We start from the raw sequence: 17,660 nt of genomic DNA, 5'->3' as shown, positions 1-17,660 counted from the left end.
GCTCGGCCCACCGCTTCACCAGCAACCCACCTCAAGGAGAACCCCGCATGTCCAGCTCCCGATCCCTCACCGCCGCCCGAGGCGCCCGGACCACCCGCGCCACCGCCTGGCTGCTCGTCCCCGCCCTCGCCGCGGTCCTCGCCGTGGGCGGGTGCGCGGGCGGCACGTCGGAGGCCGGTGAGCCCGCGGGCTCCTCGGCCGAGGCCGGCACGCGCACGGTCGAGACCGCGTTCGGTCCCGTCACGATCCCCACCGACCCGCAGAGCGTCGTGGCGCTCGAAGGGGGCACGGGGCCGCTCCTGGAGGCCGGGATCGTGCCCGTCGCGACCGCGGACGGCGACTGGGCCGACTCGTTCCTGCCCGCCGAGCACGAGCAGGTCGCCGACCTCCCGATCGTCATGGGTGCGGACGGCTGGGACTACGAGAAGATCGCGTCGCTGAAGCCCGACCTGATCGTCGGGTTCGTGCGCGGCGGCAAGGAGGAGGAGCTCAGCGCCGAGAAGAAGGCCGACTTCGACAAGCTCTCGCAGATCGCCCCGACCGTCCTGATCCGGGCCACGGGCTCCGCCACGGTCAAGGACGCGTCGGTCGAGATCGCGACCGCCCTGGGTGCGGGCGAGGAGGCCGAGGCGACCAAGGCCGCGTACGAGGCGCGCGTCGCGGAGATCAAGGAGACGTACGGCGACGTGATCGCGGCCAACACGTTCGCGGGCCTCGACTCGTTCGAGGAGGTCACGGTCTACTCCCAGATCTCGTGGCTCGGCGGCATCCTCACCGACATCGGCGCCCCGCTCCCCGCTGTCGTGGCCGAGGAGACCACCGAGAACGGGGCCTTCCTGTCCTACGAGCAGCTCGGCCAGGTCGCGGACGCGACCGTGGTGCTCCACGAGCAGACGGTCGACGGCGCGCCCGGCCCCGGTGCCGAGGAGCTCGAGGCCGCCGCGACCTACCAGTCGCTCCCGGCCGTGACCGCGGGCCACGCGTACGGTATCCGCTACTTCTTCGCGGACCGCTACAGCCTGGCGCTCGACGTCCTCGACCAGCTCGAGGTCGTGCTCGAGGACCTCCAGGCCTGATGACGACGTCCTCCGCCCCCGACCTTCTGGCCGGCCCGGGACCCGCACCCGGAGCCCCGTCGGCGCGCTCGGGCGTGCCCGCGGGAGGCTCTCGCGACGCGTCCGCCAGGACCCGTGAGCCCGCAGGGTTCCCTCTGACGACCGCGCAGCTCGGCGTCGTCGGCGCACAGCTCGTGCGCCCCGGCACCTCGGCGTACGCGGTGGGCGAGGTCGTCGAGATCTCGGGCGACCTCGACACCGCGGTGCTCGCGCTCGCCGTGGAGATCGTGGTCGGGGAGACGGAGGCGCTGCGCACCTCTTTCGAGGTGTCCGACGGCGTCGCTCAGGTCGTGCACCCGGCCGGCGGTCCTGCTCCCGGTCGGGTGGGCGCCCTCGCGGGCGTGGCGTCCGGCGGGGTGCGGGTCCTCGACCTGTCGGGGGAGCCCGACGCGCGCGAGCGGGCCGAGGCGTTCGTCGAGGCCGACCGGGCGCGCCCCTTCGCCCTCGACGTGCCCGGCCTGGCCCGCCAGACGATCGTCCGGATCGACGCCCGCACGGTGTGGTGGTCGGTCGTGGTGCACCACGCGATCCTCGACGCCTACGGGATCACGCTGGTCCTGCGCCGCGTCGCCGAGGTCTGCACCGCGCTGACCTCGGGGCGTGCCGTGGGCTCGAGCCCGTTCGGCCGGGTCGCGGACGTCGTGGCCGAGGAGGAGCGCTACGCGGCCTCGCCCGAGCGCGAGCGCGACCGCGCGCACTGGTCGTCGCAGCTCGACGTCCTGGAGGGCGCGGGCCCGGGCGGCTTCAGCGACGGACCCGTGGCAGGTGGCCCCGAGGAGATCGACGCCGTGGTGCGCGTCGCGCACGAGGCGGGCTGCGCCGTCGGGCCGCTCGAGGACGTTGCCGCGCGCTCCGGTGCCGGCTGGCCCGACGTCGTCGCAGCCGCGTTCGCCGCGCATCTGGCCCTCGTGTCGGGGCGTCGCCACGTGGCCGTGGGCATGCCCGCGATGAACCGCATGGGTTCGGTCGCGGCGATCGTGCCGACCCTGCGCGTCAACGTCCTGCCCGTCGTGGTCGACGTGGCCCCCGGGCAGCGGATCGACGCGCTCGTGGCGCAGCTGCGCGAGCGCGTGGGCGAGCTGCGCCGCCACGGGCGCTACCCCGCCGAGCAGATCGCCCGCGAGGTGGGCGCGGCCGTGACCGCGGCCGAGCTCAACGTCAAGCTGTTCGACCACGACCTGCGCTTCGGCGCCGCGACCGGTCGGCTGAGCACCGTGGCCGAGGGGCCGGTCGACGACCTCGCGGTCTCGGTCGTGCGCGTCCCCGGCCCGGACGGCGACGAGCTGCGCCTCACGGGTACGGCGCCCGCGCGGCTCTTCACGCCGCCCGACGTCGCCGCTCGCCTGCGCGAGCTGGCCCACCTCCTCGAGGCCGTGGGGCAGGCCGCGCCCGGCGCACGCGTGGGGAGCCTGGGGCTCGCGTCTCCCGCGTCCGAGCGCGAGATCGTGGCCGGTTCGAGGGGACCCGCATCGCCTGGCGACGCACTGTCGGGGTGCGCCCTGCCGTTGCTCGCCGGAGACCTGTTCGACCGGGCCGTGGCCCGGCGCGGTGACGCCGTGGCCCTCGTCGCGCGCGAGACCTCGACGTTCCGCGCGCTCGACGAGGCCGTCGCGCACCTGGCCGGGCGGCTCGTCGCGGCCGGTGCGGGCCCCGAGACGCTCGTCGCGATCGACCTGCCGCGCGGCACCGACTACGTCGTGGCGCTCCTGGCACTGCACCGCTGCGGGGCCGCCGCGCTCCTGCTCGACGACCGGACCCCGCCCGCGCGGCGTCTCGCGCTCGCGGACCGGCACGAGGCGCGGCTCGTGGTCGCGGATGTCGCCGATGCCGCTGGGGGCGCCGGTGCTCCTGCTGGCCAGGGCCCCCGCACGGGGCGCGACGACCTGTGGGCGGGGCGCGACGTCGTCGGGCCGCGCGGCGACGCCGCCTCCCACGGGGCCGTGCCGCTGCGGCGAGCGCGCGACGTGCCCCGCGACGCGCTCGCGTACGTCCTGCACACGTCCGGCTCCACGGGCGAGCCCAAGGCGGTCGGGATCAGCCACGGCGCGCTCGCGCAGCTCCTCGCGCACCACCAGGAGCACGTCGTGCCCCGCGTCGAGGACGAGGTGCAGCGGGTCGCGCAGACCATGCCGCTGGTGTTCGACGGCTCGTGGGACACGCTGCTCACCCTGCTGCTGGGGCACGAGCTGCACCTGCTCGACGTCGAGCAGTACCGCGACCCCGACAGCCTGGTCGACCTCGTGGTGTCGCGTGGCATCCACCGGATCGACCTGACCCCGACCGTGATGTCGGCCGTGGTCGAGGCCGGGCTGCTCGCGCGCGACCACACCCTGCGGACCGTGTCCGTGGGCGGCGAGGCGTGCCCGCCCGCGCTGTGGACCACGCTGCGCGCGCAGCCCGGTCTGCGCGTCCTCAACCTGTACGGCCCCACCGAGTACACCGTCGACGCCGTGGGGGCGAGCGGAGACGACGCCGACCAACCCGTGATCGGGCGGCCGCTCAGCGCGACCACGGCCCTGGTGCTCGACCAGCACCTGCGCCCCGTGCCCGACGGCGTGGTCGGCGAGCTGTATCTCGCCGGACCCCAGCTCGCGCGCGGCTACCTGCGCCGTCCCGACCTCACGGCCGAACGCTTCGTCGCGTCGCCGTTCGGGGAGCCGGGCGAGCGCATGTACCGCACGGGAGACCTCGCGCGCCGCGACGTCGACGGACTGCTGCACTACGTCGGCCGACGCGACCACCAGGTCAAGATCCGCGGGTTCCGCGTCGAGCCCGGCGAGACCGAGGCCGCGCTGCTCGTGCTGCCCGGCGTCGTGCACGCGACGGTCCAGGCGCGGAGGTCGGCCCTGGGCGCGCGGCTCGTGGCGTACGTGGTGGCTCCTGGACTGACCGGCGACCGGCTGCGCGCGGCGCTCGCCGACGTCCTGCCCGAGCACCTGGTGCCCGCGGCGGTCGTGGTGCTCGACGCGCTGCCGCTCACGAGCAACGGCAAGCTCGACGTCGGGGCGCTCCCGGAGCCGGCGGCGGGACCCGCCCCGACGGTGACGGGCTCGCCCGCCGAGGGAGACCCGCTCACCGGCTCAGGGCGACCGGACCTCCCGCCGACGGTGGCCGACGTGACGCTCGCGTTCGCCTCGGCGCTCGACGGCGCCCGCGTCGCGCCCGACGCCGACTTCTTCGCCCTCGGTGGCGACAGCATCCGCGCGATCCACGTCGTGGCGCGGCTCCGCGAGAAGGGGTGGCGCTCGAGCGTGCAGGACGTGTTCGAGCAGCGCACGGTCGCCGGGGTCGCCGCGCGGCTGCGCCCCCTCGCCGCGGCCACCCGGGACGGATCCACCCCGAACGGCCCCGCCGGGTCCGGCGACCCGCAGACCTCCGAGCAGGCGGAGCCCGCGTCGTCCGGCTCTGCCCGCCCCACCCAGGACGCGGCAGCGCCGCTCCTCGACCTCGCGCCCGGCGACCTCGATCGCCTGGGCGCCCTCCTCGGCGACCGCCGACGCACACGGAAGGCACGACCATGAGCTCGACCGAGAGCATCGAGGCCGTCTGGCCGCTCACACCCCTGCAGCGCGCGCTGACCGCGCACGCCGGGCTCGCGGCCGACGGGCAGGACCCGTACGTCGGCCAGACCCTGGTCGAGCTCCGCGGCCCGCTCGACGGGCCCGCCCTCGAACGGAGCCTCGACGCGCTCCTCGTGGCCCACCCGAACCTGCGCGCGGGGTTCGCGGTCGACGACGACCTCGACCCCGTCCAGTTCGTCCCCAGCCGGGCCACGGCCGAGGTCGTCTGGTACGACGCTGCGGCACCGGGGGACGGCTGCGGGGCTGCTGGGCCGGACGCGACCCGCGGCGCCGCCGAGGCCGAGCGCTCGCTCCCGTTCGACCCGGCCGACCCGCCGCTCGTGCGGTTCGGGGTCGTGGTGCTCGCCGCGGAGCACCACGTGCTGGTCGTCACGAGTCACCACCTGGTGCTCGACGGCTGGTCGATGCCGCTGCTCGTGCGCGAGGTCGCGCGGCTCTACGGGGCCGAGCTGTCCGCCGAGGGCGACGAGATCCCGCCCGCCCGGGGCCGGTTCGTCGACCACCTCGTGTGGCTCGGGGACCAGGACCCCGACGCCGCGCGCGCCCACTGGCGCGAGTCGCTCGCCGACGTCGAGCTCTCGCGGTGGCCCGAGGCCGCGACGTGGTCGGCGGGCGACGTCCCCGAGGACGCGCTCACGACCCACCGGCCTCTCGACGGGGCAGCCGTCGAGGCGGTCCGCGCCGGTGCCCGGGCGCAGGGCGTCACGTCGGCCACGCTCGTCCGCGCGGCCTGGGGCCTGACGGTCGCGGCCCACGCCGGGACGACCCACGCGACCTTCGCGGTCCCGGTCGCGCTGCGCAGCCCCGAGGTCGAGCACGCCGACGAGATCGTCGGGATGCTCACCGAGTCCGTGGTCGCGCGCGTCGACGCCCACGCCGCGAGCACCCTCGGCGCCGTCGTGGCCGACCACGCCCGCCGCTGGAACGCGTCCTGGGAGCACCAGCACGTCGGGCTGCGCGGCATCCAGGCCGCGGCGGGCACCGAGACCCCCGTCGCGACGACGCTCGTGTCGTTCGAGCAGGCGGCGAGCGCGGGGGTGGTCGCCCCGACCGTCGTCGGCCTCGACCCGCTGCACCTGCGGCTCCTCTCGACGGGCGACGGCACGCACTTCCCGCTCGCGCTCGCGGTCGACGCGGGCCCCGAGACCTGGGACCTCGTGCTCGACGCCCAGGCGTCGGCCGTCACGCGGACCGGTGCCACGGACCTCCTGGCAACGTTCGAGCGCATCCTCCTGGCCGTCGCCACGACCCCCACGGCTCGGGTCGCGAGCCTCGACCTCGTCGGACGTCCGGGCAGCGCGGCACCCGCCACCTCGGCGGACACGGTCACGGGCGCCGCCCCTGTCACGTCGGCGGACACGGTCACGGGCGCCACCCCCCACCCCGCGCTCGTGACCGAGGTCCTGGCCGGCTCGATCGCACGCCACCCGCACGCCGGCGCGCTCGTCGTGGGCGACCAGCGGTGGACGTTCGCCGAGCTCGACCTCGCGATCACGCGGGCCGAGCGTCGCCTCACGGCCTGCGGGGCACGCCCGGGCGACGCGCTCGCGATCGACCTGCCACGCGACGAGCGCATCGTCCACGTGATCCTCGCGGCCCTGCGCCGCGGGCTGGCCGTCACGCCCCTGCCGCACGGCGCGCCCGAGCGCCGCGCGCACGTGCTGCGGCTCAGCGGGGCGCGGCTCCTGTGGGACGAGGCCGGCCCCCGCCCCCTCGCCACGGCGTCGGACCCCGCGTCCACCCGTGAGGTGACGGACGCGCCCGGGGAGAGCTCCGCCGTCGGGCACGAGCTGCCGCCCGCCCCCGACGCCGCGACCCTGCGTGCGTGCGTCGGGAGCATCATCTTCACCTCGGGCTCGACGGGTGAGCCCAAGGGAGTGGCCGTGGGGCAGGACGCGCTCGCGCACCTGCTCGAGCGGCACCGCACCGAGCTCTACCCGCCGGGCGAGCGCCTGCGCGTCGCCCACACCGCGGCCTTCTCGTTCGACGCGCACTACGACGCGTTCCTCGCGCTCGCCGCGGGGCACGAGCTGCACCTGCTCGACGAGGACGTGTTCCTCGACCCGGTCGCGCTGCGCGACTACGCGGCAGAGCACGGGATCGACTACCTCGACTTCACGCCGACCGTCTGGGGCGCGCTGCTCGCGGGCGCCGACTGGGCGCGCCTGCCGCGGATCTGCGTCGCGGGCGGTGAGGCTTTCGGGCCCGCGCTGTGGACGCAGATGCGGGCGCTCGCTGCCCCCACGGGTGCGCGCGTCGTCAACCTGTACGGCCCGACCGAGGCGACCGTCGACGCCCTCGCCGCGGACGTCGCCGACACGGCAGAGCCCGTCGTCGGGCGGCCCGTGGGGCGCACGCAGGCCAGGGTGCTCGACGCCGCGCTGCGCGAGGTCCCGGCCGGCACCGTGGGCGAGCTGTACCTCGCGGGGCCGCAGCTCGCCGAGGCGTACCTGGGGCGCGCGGGCCTGACCGCGAGCCGGTTCGTCGCCCGTCCCGACGGGATCCCGGGGGAACGCATGTACCGCACGGGGGACCTTGCGCGCCGCGCCGAGGACGGGACGCTGAGCCTGCTCGGGCGCAACGACGACCAGATCTCGCTGCACGGTTTCCGCATCGAGCCGGGTGAGGTCGAGCAGGCCCTCGTGGCGCTCGACGGCGTGGCCGAGGCCGCGGTCGTGCTCGCCGAGCACCCGCGCTGGGGGAGCAGGCTCGTCGCGTACGTGACGGGCGGTGGGCAGCTCGACCCGGACGCGCTGCGCGCCGCTGCGGCCGAGCGCCTCGCGCGGCACCTCGTGCCGACCGCGTTCGTCGTGCTCGACGCCCTGCCGCTCACGCGCCACGGCAAGCTCGACCGTCGTGCTCTGCCCGAGCCCGACTGGGACGGTTCCCGGACGCCTGGGGGTCTGCCCGGCACGGCGCCCGCCGAGCGGTCTGCCGCCGAGCCGACCCCCCTCGAAGCACAGGTCCACGCGGCCGCCGCGCGCGTCCTGGGCGGGGAGGGCGTGGGCCTCGACGAGAGCTTCTTCGCCGCGGGCGGCGACAGCATCGACGCGCTCCAGCTCGTCGCGGCGCTGCGCCGCGACGGGCTCGTCCTGTCGCCCGCGGACCTGTTCGCGGCGCGCACGCCCCGGGAGATGGCGCGGCGGGTCCGGCCCGACGCCGTCGCGCCCGCGGGTGCGTCGGCCGCCTCGGGCGCGGGCTCGGGCTCTGCCGGGGCGGGCGGTGCTGCCGACGTGCTCGTGCCGCTGACCGTCGAGCAGGCTGCCGCGTTCGACGCGCACGTGCGTGAGAGCGTGCCGGGTGCGACGCGTGTCGTCGACGTGCTGCCCCTGACCCCGACGCAGCTCGGCATGGTCGCCGAGGCCGCCCGGGACACGGTCGACGCCTACCGCACGACGACCCGGTTCACGGTGACCGGGCCGGGCGACGACGGGGGTGCGCTGGTCGCGGGCGCCGTGCAGGCACTGGTGCGCCGGCACGCGAACCTGCGCGGCGCCGTGCTCCAGCTCGACCTGCCCGCGCCCGTCTTCTTCGTGCCGGACGCCGTGGAGGTGCCCGTCGCCCAGCTCGACGCGCGGGGGCTCGACCCTGCCGGGCTCGCGTCGCTGCTCGACGAGGTCGACCTCGCCGAGCGCTCGCGCCTGGGCGACCTGTCGCTCGCACCGCTCGTGTCGGCCGCGGTCGTGCGGACGGGCGGGGACGAGCACGTGCTGGTCCTCGCGATGCACCACCTGCTGACCGACGGGTGGTCCGTGCCGCTGCTCGCCGGCGAGCTGCGGGCGTCGGTCGCGGGCGGGGCCGGTGCTGCCGGTTCTGGCGTCGGTCGTGAGGTCCTCGCGGAGGCGGGCGAGCCGTCCTTCCGGGACTACCTGGTGTGGCTGCGCGACGCCGAGGCCGGACGCGACGAGGTCGAGGACCTGTGGCGGGCAGAGCTCGACGGGGTCGACGAGCCGTCGCTGCTCGGGGTGGCCGGGGTGCTCGGGGTGGCCGGGGTGGCCGGGGTGGCCGGGGTGGCCGGGGTGTCGGCCGCGACGGAGCCGCTGACGGTGACGGACCCGCCCGCCGACGGGGACGCACGCGTCGTCACGCCCGTCGCGGTCGACGCGCAGGGCCTGCGCGCTGCTGCTCGCCGTGCCGAGGTCACGCCCGCGACGGTCGTCCAGACCGCGTGGGGCCTCGTCGTCGCCGCGCTGACCGGGCGCGCCGAGGCCGTGGTCGGTTCGACCGTCGCTGGGCGCCCGACGGACCTCGAGGGTGCCGACCGCATCATCGGGATGTTCGTGAGCTCGTCGCCCGTCCGGGTCGCGGCGGGCGCTCACCTGACCGCGGACTCGCTGCTCCAGGACGTCCAGGCGCGTCAGGCGCGCCTGCTCGACGCCCATCACGTGGGGCTCCCGTCGATCGTGCGGATCGCCGGCCACCCGTTGTTCGACACCCTCGTGGTCGTCGAGAGCTACCCGCGCGGAGAGCGGACGGACCCGGACGCCGACGACCCCTTCACCGACGACGCGCTCGCCCTCGGTGGGCCGGGCCGTCGCTTGAGGGTCGTCGACGTCGTCCCCACGGGTGGTCACGACGCCACGCACTACCCCGTGACCGTCACGGTCTTCCCCGCGCCCGACGGCGACGGGCTCACGCTCGAGATCGAGGAGCGGCCCGGCGCGCTCGCCCCGGAGGTCGCCGCGGTCCTCCCGACCGCGCTCACGGCTGCTCTCGAGCACCTGACCCGTGGCGGGAGCCTCCCCACGTCGCACGCCCTCGTCGGGTCGGTGCGCGTGCCGCGACCGACCCCGGTCACGACATCGGTCGACGCGCCGCCCCGGCACGAGGCCCGCACCGAGCACGACCGCACCGGCGACCGCACCCCCGACCAGGGCGACGCGAGCACCCGCGCGAGCGGCGTCGTCGGGCCGGGGGACGCAGCCGACGACCGCACCGAGCGCGTCCGCGCCGAGGTGTCCCGGGTGCTCGGGACCGACGTGACCCCCGCGACCGACTTCTTCGCCGCGGGCGGGGACAGCATCAGCGCGATGCAGCTCGTCGGCGCGCTGCGCGGGCGGGGCCTGGTCGTGACGGTCGGGGCGGTCTTCGCGGGCCGCACGGCCGCCGGGATCGCGGCCGCCGCGACCGAGAGCGCGCCCTCGCTGCCGCTTCCGGCCGTCCGTGCGCAGGACGGGCTCGCCGAGTCCGGCGACCTTCCTCTCACGCCCGCGCTCGCCTGGCTCCTGGAGAGCGGCGGCGACCATCGCGGGTTCGTCCAGGTGCGCGTGCTGCGGACGCCCGCCGACCTCACCGAGGACACGCTGCGCGCCGCGCTCGCGGGCCTCGTGGCGGCGCACGGGGCCCTGCGTCTCGCGGTGCACGACGGCGCCGCGCGGGTACTCGACGTGGCCTCGCCCGAGGTGTCGGGCGGGCTGGGCGACGTCCTGCGGCTCGCGGACGGCACGGGAGGGCCTGCGCTCCTCGACGCGCTGCGCGCGGCGGCGGCCGAGATCGACCCGGCGGCGGGCCGGGTGCTGCGCGCGGTGTGGGACGGGGAGGCGCGCGAGCTCGCGCTCTTGGCCCACCACGTCGCGGTCGACGCGGTCTCGTGGCGCATCCTCGTCGACGACCTGCGGACGCTCGCGACGGGCGGCGACCTGCCTCCCGCGTCGGCGAGCCTGCGCGTCGCCGCGGCGGCCCTGCACGACGAGGCGGCCCATCGGGCGGTCGAGCTGCCCGCGTGGCTCGACGTGCACGCCGGGCCGGCGGTCGCGCTCAGCGCCCGACCTCTCGACCCGGTGCTCGACACCGTGGCCACCGCGCGCGAGGTCGTCGTGCGCCTCGGCGCGGACGACACCCGGCTCCTGCTGGGGCTCGCGCCCGAGCACCGCACCGACCACGTCCTGCTCGCGGCGCTGTCGCTCGCGGCGGGCGAGGTCGCCCGTGGCGACGGGGGCCCCGCCGGTGGAGCGCCCGACGTGGACCTCGTGGTCGAGACCGAGGGCCACGGACGACGCCTCGACGGCGAGGGGCCCGACCTCTCGCGGACCGTCGGGTGGTTCACGACGACCTGGCCCGTCCGGCTGACCGCCTCGCGGGCGGCAGCGGCGTCGGCCCACCTGCGAGCAACGGCCCGCCAGGCCGCGGCGGTCCCGGGCGACGGGCGCGCGTACGGGCTGCTCCGGCACGTGGCGCCGGGGTCGTCCGCGGCTCTGCGCGAGGCCGCGGCGGCCTGCCCGCCGCAGGTCCTCGTCAACTACCTGGGACGCGAGACCGAGAGCGCCGAGGACTGGGGGAGCGCGGCCGACGCCGCGCACGTCGAGTCCGCGCTCGACCTGCACGCCGACCTGCCGTCGTCGCATCCCGTCGAGCTCAACGCGTACGTGGTCGACGGCCCGGACGGTCCCGAGCTCGTGGCGCGCTGGCTACTCGCCCCGGCGGTCGACGGCGGGTTGTCGCCCTCCATGGGTGGGCCGGTCGACCTCGGTGTCCCTCGGGGGGCGGAGACGTCTCGCTCGACGGGCGAACCCGTCGCTCTCGGCGACCGGCTCGTCGACGCGTGGGAGAGGCACCTGCGTGCTCTCGTCCGGGAAGCCTCGACCGAGGAGGCGGCCGTCGCACTCCCCACGGGTACCCCCTGGCCGCTCACGCCCGTGCAGCGTGGCATGATCCTGCACGCGCTCGAGGCTCCGGTCGACCGGTACACGAGCGCGGTCGACGTGGGCCTCGACGGGCCGCTCGACGTCGTCGCGCTGCGCGCCGCCGCAGCGGACGTGCTCGCGGCCCACCCGCAGCTGCGCCTCGCGGTCGCGGCGCGCGGCCCGGAGGACGTGGGCCTCGTCGTCACGGACGTCACCGAGGTCCCGCTGCGCGAGATCACGCTGCCCGACGGCGTCGCTCGCCTCGTGCGGGGAGACTCCGGTCGGGAGGCCGAGGGGACGGGCCCCGACGGTGTCGCTTCACTCGCGCCTGCCGCGCGAGATGCGGCTAACGGGGGTCCGAACGGGATTCTGACCCCCGTTGGCCGCAACTCGCGGGACGGAGCCGGCCCTGAAGCGGACGCCGCGCACGCCAGCGCCACGCGCATCGAGGCGGCGCACCCGGAGGTAGTGGACCCGGCAGCGGCGCACGCCGAGATCGCGCTGCCCCACGCCTCGCACGCCGGCCACCACGACGCGGAGCACCCTGACGCCGGCAACCCGGACGCAGCGCACCACGACGCGGTGCGCCGCGCGCTCGACGAGATCATGGCCGACGAGCTCGACCGCCCCTTCGACCTGGCGCGGCCACCGCTGCTGAGGCTCGTCGTCGTCCACCTCGGGACCCACGCGGGCGCCGGCCACCGGCTCGTCGTGACGAACCACCACGTGCTCCTCGACGGCTGGTCGGTGCCGTTCCTCGTCGACCTCCTGCTCGGGGCGTACGTGCGGCGCGTCGGTGCACCTGCGGGATCGACGCCGTCGGGCCTCGTTACCGGCCTGGTGCCGCCGGCCCCCGGGACGGCCTGGCAGCTCTCGCGGCGCCTCGCCCGGCGTGACGCCCGAGCGGTCGACGTGTGGCGCGACACCCTCGCGGGGGCGCGCCCCGTGCGCGTGGCCGAGCCCGAGGACACGGGCGAGCGGCCGAGCGTGCTGCATGCGGCCCCGGAAGGCCTGGGTGACCGGCTCGTCCGGTCCGCGCGGGACGCGCAGGTCACGACGGCCGACGTCGTGACCTGCGCCTGGGGGCTCGTGCTCGCGGCCCTCACGGGCGAGCGGGACGTGCTCACCGGGACGACCGTCGCCGGACGGCCCGCCGAGATCGACGGCGCGCACGACGTGCCCGGGATGTTCGTCAACACCGTGCCCGTGCGGGTCCCGGTCGCAGGACCGGGCGGCGGTCCCCCGAGCGGGGGCAAGGCGGGCGATGGGCTCGCGGGTGACGGACCCGACGACGGCGCACGCGCCTGGACCCTCGCCCACCTGGTCCGCGAGGTCCACGAACGGCAGGCGCGCCTGCGCGACGTCGACCACGTGGCGCTCGCGGACGTGCAGCGGGCGCTCGGGGTCGGGGAGCTGTTCGACACGCTGCTCGTGGTCGAGAACTACCCGCGCGACGCCGACGCCCAACCGGGAGCCGCGGCCGGGCTGCGGATCACCGACGTCCAGGGCGACGACCGCACGCAGTACCCGCTCGCGCTCACGGTCGACGCGTCCGAGGGGCTCAGCGTGCAGCTCGACCACCTGTCCTCGGTGCCTGCCGAGCGGGCGGGCGCGGCGCTCGCGGCCGTCGTCGAGGTCCTCGGCCTGCTGGCCGACGCCCCGACGACGCCCGTCGAGGACGTCCTCGACGGGCTCCTGGAACGCCACCCGGCTCTGCGCGATGCACGGTCGACGGCGGCGCTCGGGGGAGCCTCGCCCGTGAGCGAGCCCCGGAGACCGGACGCCGGCCCGCTCGTGAGCCCACCGGTCCTCGCCGTCCGCGAGGTCTTCGCCGAGGCCCTGGGCGTGCACGACGTGGCCGACGACGACAACTTCTTCGCCCTGGGCGGTGACTCGATCGTGGCCATGAAGGTCACGACGGCGCTGCGTGCGCGGGGATGGACCGTCGACCCGCGGTCGGTCTTCGCGGCACCGACCCCGGCGTCGCTCGCGCTGCGCGCCCGCCCCCTGGACCTGGCGTCGGAAGCACCCCGGGCCGTCCCTCGGCCACCTTCCGACAGCTCCCCGCTCGTCTCCCCGCTCCTCGCGATGTCCGCGAGCGAGCTCGGAGACCTCGACGACCTGATGAGGAACCTGACATGACCACGACCGACGAGCGCACCGGCACGGCGCCCGGGGCGGACGCCGGCACGGCCGGAGCCCCGACGGCCCCGGCCGCCACCGCATCCCAGACCCCGGCCCCGACCATCGCCGAGGTCCTGCCCCTCGCCCCGCTCCAGGAGGGCCTGCTCTTCCACGCGGTCTCGGAGGACACGGGCCTCGACGTCTACACGATGCAGTCGACGTACCGGTTCCCGGGCGGCGTCGACGAGCACGCGATGGAGCGCGCGTGCGCGTCGCTCCTGCGGCGGCACGCGGTCCTGCGAGCGGGCTTCGCGCACGAGCGCTTCGCCCGCCCGGTGCAGTTCGTGCCGACCGCTGTCACGGTCCCGTGGCGCGTCCAGGACCTCTCCGACCTCGTGCTCGCGCGGCCCGACGACTACGCCTCCGCCCTCGACCGGCTCCAGTACGACGAGCGCCAGCGCCGCTTCACCATGGACCGCCCGCCGCTCATCCGGTTCGTGCTCGTGCGGCTCGGCGAGCAGGGGGCCGCGCTGGTCGTCACGAACCACCACATCCTGCTCGACGGCTGGTCCGACGCGCTGCTCGTGACCGAGCTCCTGCGGCACTACGCCGCGGGCGGCGAGGACCTGAGCCTCTCGCCGGCACCGCAGTTCCGCGACTACCTCGCGTGGGTCGCGGCGCAGGACGCCGACGCGGCGGAGAGCGCGTGGGACGTCTCGCTGTCGGGCCTCGCGGAAGGGACGCTCGTCGCGCCGCCGGACCCGCGCCGTCGGGCCTCGATGCCCGAGGTCGTCGAGCGCGACCTCGACCCGACCCTCTCGCTCGCGGTCCTGGCACTGGCACGCACGTGCGCGGTCTCGGTCAGCACGCTCTGCTCGGCCGCGTGGGCGCTCGCGCTGCGCTCGGTCACGGGGAGCGACGACATCGTGTTCGGCAGCACCGTCTCGGGTCGCCCGCCCGCGCTCGCGGGGGTCGAGGAGATGGTCGGGCTGTTCCTCAACACCGTGCCCGTGCGGCTGGAGACGCGGCCCGGCGAGCCGTTCCGCGACCTGCTGCGCCGCTTCCAGTCGGAGCAGGCCGAGCTCATGGACCACCACCACGTGAGCCTGGGCGAGCTCCAGCGCCGCGCGGGGGTCGGGACCCTGTTCGACACGCTCTACGTCATGCGCAACACGCCCGAGGACGACGCCGAGCTCGACCGCCTCAGCGCGGCGGTGGGCCTCGAGGACGTCGAGGGCGGCGACGCCACGCACTACCCGCTGACGTTCGTGGTGCACCCCGGGCAGCCGTACCGCCTAATCCTGTCGCACCGGGCCGACGTCGTGGACGCCGCCCGGGCGAGCGCCCTGCTCGACCAGGTCGAGGCGGTCCTGCGTCGCGCGGTGGGCGACCCGGACGCACCGGTCGCTCGGGTCGCCGCGGTACCCGACGACGTCGCGCCCCTTCTCCTGTCGCGCGGGGTCCGCGCAGCGCAGGACGTGGGCGAGGACTCGTTGCTCGACCTGCTGGACGAGGCCGTCGCCGCTCACCCGCAGCGCACCGCGCTGGTCCACGGCACGGACTCGGTGACGTTCGCGGGGCTGGGGTCGCGCATCGACACCCTCGCGCGTGCCCTGGCCGCGGCCGGTGCCGGGCCCGAGGTCGTCGTGGCGCTCGCGGTGCCGCGCGGGATCGACTTCGTGGTCGCGCTCTTCGCGACCCTGCGGGCCGGGGCGGCGTACGTGCCGCTCGACGCCGCGCACCCGGCAGACCGGCTGTGCGCGATCGTCGAGGCGGCCGGTGCCGGTCTCGTGGTGCTCGACGAGGCGTTCCGCGGGCTCGTGGGGCCGGTGCTCGCGGGCAGGGACGTGGTGCCGGTGGGCGCCGAGCCACCGGCCACCGGCCCCGACCGGCCCAGCGCCGGCCCCGACCGGCCCAGCGCCGGCCCCGACCTGCCCAGCACCGCCCACCCCTGGCCCACCTACCGCCACGAGAACCTCGCGTACGTCATGTACACCTCGGGCTCGACGGGCGCGCCCAAGGGGGTCGCGATCGAGCACGGCGGGCTCGTCAACATGCTGCGCAACCACCGCACGGAGATCTTCGACCCGCTCGTCGCGTCGCGTCCGGCAGACGTCCGCGACCAGCCCGTGCGGGTCGCCCACACGGTCTCGTTCGCTTTCGACATGTCGTGGGAGGAGCTGCTGTGGCTCGTCGACGGCCACGAGGTGCACCTGCTGGACGAGGCCGTGCGCCGCGACCCGCACGCCATGGCGACCTACTGCGAGGCCGAGCGGATCGACGTCGTCAACGTGACCCCCTCGGTGTGCTCGGCGCTCCTCGCGGAGGGGCTCCTCGACGAGGGCCGCCACCGCCCCGGACTCGTCCTGCTGGGCGGCGAGGCCGTGGGCGCGGAGGTCTGGGACGCGATCGCCCGGACCCCCGGTACCCGCGGCTACAACCTGTACGGCCCCACCGAGTACACGATCAACACGCTCGGCGGCGGCACGGACGAGAGCACGCGCCCGACCGTCGGCCGTCCCATCGCCAACACCTCGGTGTACGTCCTGGACTCGGGGCTCGCGCCCGTGCCCGACGGGACGCCGGGCGAGCTGTACGTGAGCGGGACCGGGCTCGCCCGCGGCTACCACGGGGCGCCGGGGCTGAGCGCGGAGCGGTTCGTGGCCGACCCGTTCGGCGCGCCGGGCGCACGCATGTACCGCACGGGCGACGTGGTGCGGCGCAGGCCCGACGGGCAGCTCGACTTCCTGGGCCGCAGCGACGGGCAGGTCAAGATCCGTGGCTACCGGGTCGAGCCGGGGGAGTCGCAGGCGGTGCTCGCACGCGACCCGAGGGTCGCGCAGTGCGCGGTCGTCGCGCGCCGGGGAGCCGGGGGAGGGCACGTCCTCGTGGGGTACGTGGTGCTCGTGGACGTCGACGGAGCCACGCCCCGCACCGAGGAGGACCCCGACCTGCTCGCCGACCTCCTGCGGGCCATGCGCCGCACGGTCCCCGACCACCTGGTGCCCTCGGCGCTCGTGGCTCTCGTCGAGCTGCCCCTGACCCCGCACGCCAAGCTCGACGTCCGGCGCCTGCCCGCCCCCGACCTCACGCGCGAGGGAGGACGGGAGCCCCGGACCGACCTCGAGCGCGAGCTGTGCGCGATCTTCGCCGAGGTCCTGGGGGTGGCGAGCTTCGCGGCCGACGAGGACTTCTACGCCGCGGGCGGCCACTCGCTGCTGGCGATGCGCGCGGTCTCGATGGTCCGCACGCGCCTCGGGCGCCCGCTGAGCGTCGGCGTCCTCGTCACGGCCCCCACCGTCGAGGCGGTCGTCGCGCACTGGGACGCCCCCGAGACCGACCCGTTCGCGGGCACGCTCACGCTGCGCGCCCCCTCTCCCGGGGGCGACGCCCCGCCGCTCGTGTGCCTCGCGCCCGCGGGCGGGCTGGGGTGGTCGTTCGCGTCGCTCGTCCCGCACGTCCCGGTGGGGACCGCGGTGCTCGCGCTCCAGTCGCCGCGCCTCACGGGGCCCGACGGCGTCCCCTCCTCGCTCGTCGACCTCGCCGAGCACACGGTCCGGTCGGTGCGCGAGGTGGCGCCGCGCGGGCCGTACCACCTGCTCGGGTACTCGTTCGGTGCCCATCTGGCGCACCTGGTGGCGACCCGCCTGCAGGAGGCGGGCGACGTCGTCGTGAGCCTGACGATGCTCGATGCCGAGGCCGTCGTGCCCGGGGCGCGCTCCGCCGTCGGGCCGGAGAACCAGGAGGGGCTGTCGCGCGAGGCGGACGCGCACGCCGAGGAGGTCGACGCCCTCCGGTCGCTCCTCGCCGCGGGCGGCGCCGACCCTGACCTCCTCGCCGAGCCCACGCGCGACGACGTCCTCGACGTCCTGGCCGACGCGCCCGGCGCCTGGGGCGACCTGGACGAGGACGGGCTCGCCGCGGTCGTCGACACCTACCTGTACTCGTGCGACCTCATGGGCCAGGCGCGCTACACGCCCTTTCGCGGCGACCTGCTGCTCTTCACGGCCCAGGAGACGGACCGCCACGACCTCGCGACCCAGCGCGACGCCTGGGCCCCGCACGTCACGGGCACCGTGACCCAGCACGCGGTCCTCGCCGGGCACCACGACATGGTCTCCCCGGCGGCGATCGGGCAGCTCGGCCCGGTCCTCGCACGGCATCTGTCCCAGGCCACCGCGGCCACCCGACCCAGCACGAACGAGAGGCACTGACCC

General features: G+C 76.4%; 4 protein-coding genes. All 4 read left to right on the top strand.

What is annotated here, in order from left to right; translation table 11 throughout:
* Positions 1–47 precede the first annotated feature (47 nt).
* Genes ACFWFR_RS00295 through ACFWFR_RS00280 form a run of 4 tightly spaced genes read left to right on the top strand, consistent with a single transcriptional unit; the run spans position 48 to position 17,657 of the window.
* Positions 48–1,076 carry an ABC transporter substrate-binding protein gene (locus tag ACFWFR_RS00295; RefSeq protein ID WP_377620398.1) on the top strand — a complete coding sequence of 343 codons (1,029 nt, stop codon included), beginning with the start codon at positions 48–50 and terminating at the stop codon, positions 1,074–1,076.
* The gene (locus ACFWFR_RS00290; protein WP_377620396.1) at positions 1,076–4,636 is read left to right on the top strand and encodes an amino acid adenylation domain-containing protein; all 3,561 of its coding nucleotides are present in this window, start codon (positions 1,076–1,078) and stop codon (positions 4,634–4,636) included. The genes ACFWFR_RS00295 and ACFWFR_RS00290 overlap by 1 nt, the downstream gene beginning before the upstream one ends.
* Positions 4,633–13,461, top strand: a complete 8,829-nt coding sequence (locus tag ACFWFR_RS00285; RefSeq protein WP_377620394.1) for a condensation domain-containing protein — start codon at positions 4,633–4,635, stop codon at positions 13,459–13,461. Before ACFWFR_RS00290 ends, ACFWFR_RS00285 begins: the two co-directional genes overlap by 4 nt.
* Positions 13,458–17,657 carry an amino acid adenylation domain-containing protein gene (locus ACFWFR_RS00280; RefSeq protein ID WP_377620392.1) on the top strand — a complete coding sequence of 1,400 codons (4,200 nt, stop codon included), beginning with the start codon at positions 13,458–13,460 and terminating at the stop codon, positions 17,655–17,657. Before ACFWFR_RS00285 ends, ACFWFR_RS00280 begins: the two co-directional genes overlap by 4 nt.
* Positions 17,658–17,660 lie beyond the last annotated feature (3 nt).

Origin of the sequence: Oerskovia sp. NPDC060287, assembly GCF_042726775.1 — a bacterium.
Taxonomy (GTDB): domain Bacteria; phylum Actinomycetota; class Actinomycetes; order Actinomycetales; family Cellulomonadaceae; genus Oerskovia; species Oerskovia merdavium.
The sequence above is the reverse complement of the archived record's forward strand: the minus strand, read 5'-3'. Positions and strand labels throughout refer to the sequence as shown.

What these genes read in the sequence shown, in the direction of transcription:
- ACFWFR_RS00295 (WP_377620398.1), top strand. Translation starts at nt 48, where the DNA reads ATGTCCAGCTCCCGATCCCTCACCGCCGCCCGAGGCGCCCGGACCACC.
- ACFWFR_RS00290 (WP_377620396.1), top strand. Translation starts at nt 1,076, where the DNA reads ATGACGACGTCCTCCGCCCCCGACCTTCTGGCCGGCCCGGGACCCGCA.
- ACFWFR_RS00285 (WP_377620394.1), top strand. Translation starts at nt 4,633, where the DNA reads ATGAGCTCGACCGAGAGCATCGAGGCCGTCTGGCCGCTCACACCCCTG.
- ACFWFR_RS00280 (WP_377620392.1), top strand. Translation starts at nt 13,458, where the DNA reads ATGACCACGACCGACGAGCGCACCGGCACGGCGCCCGGGGCGGACGCC.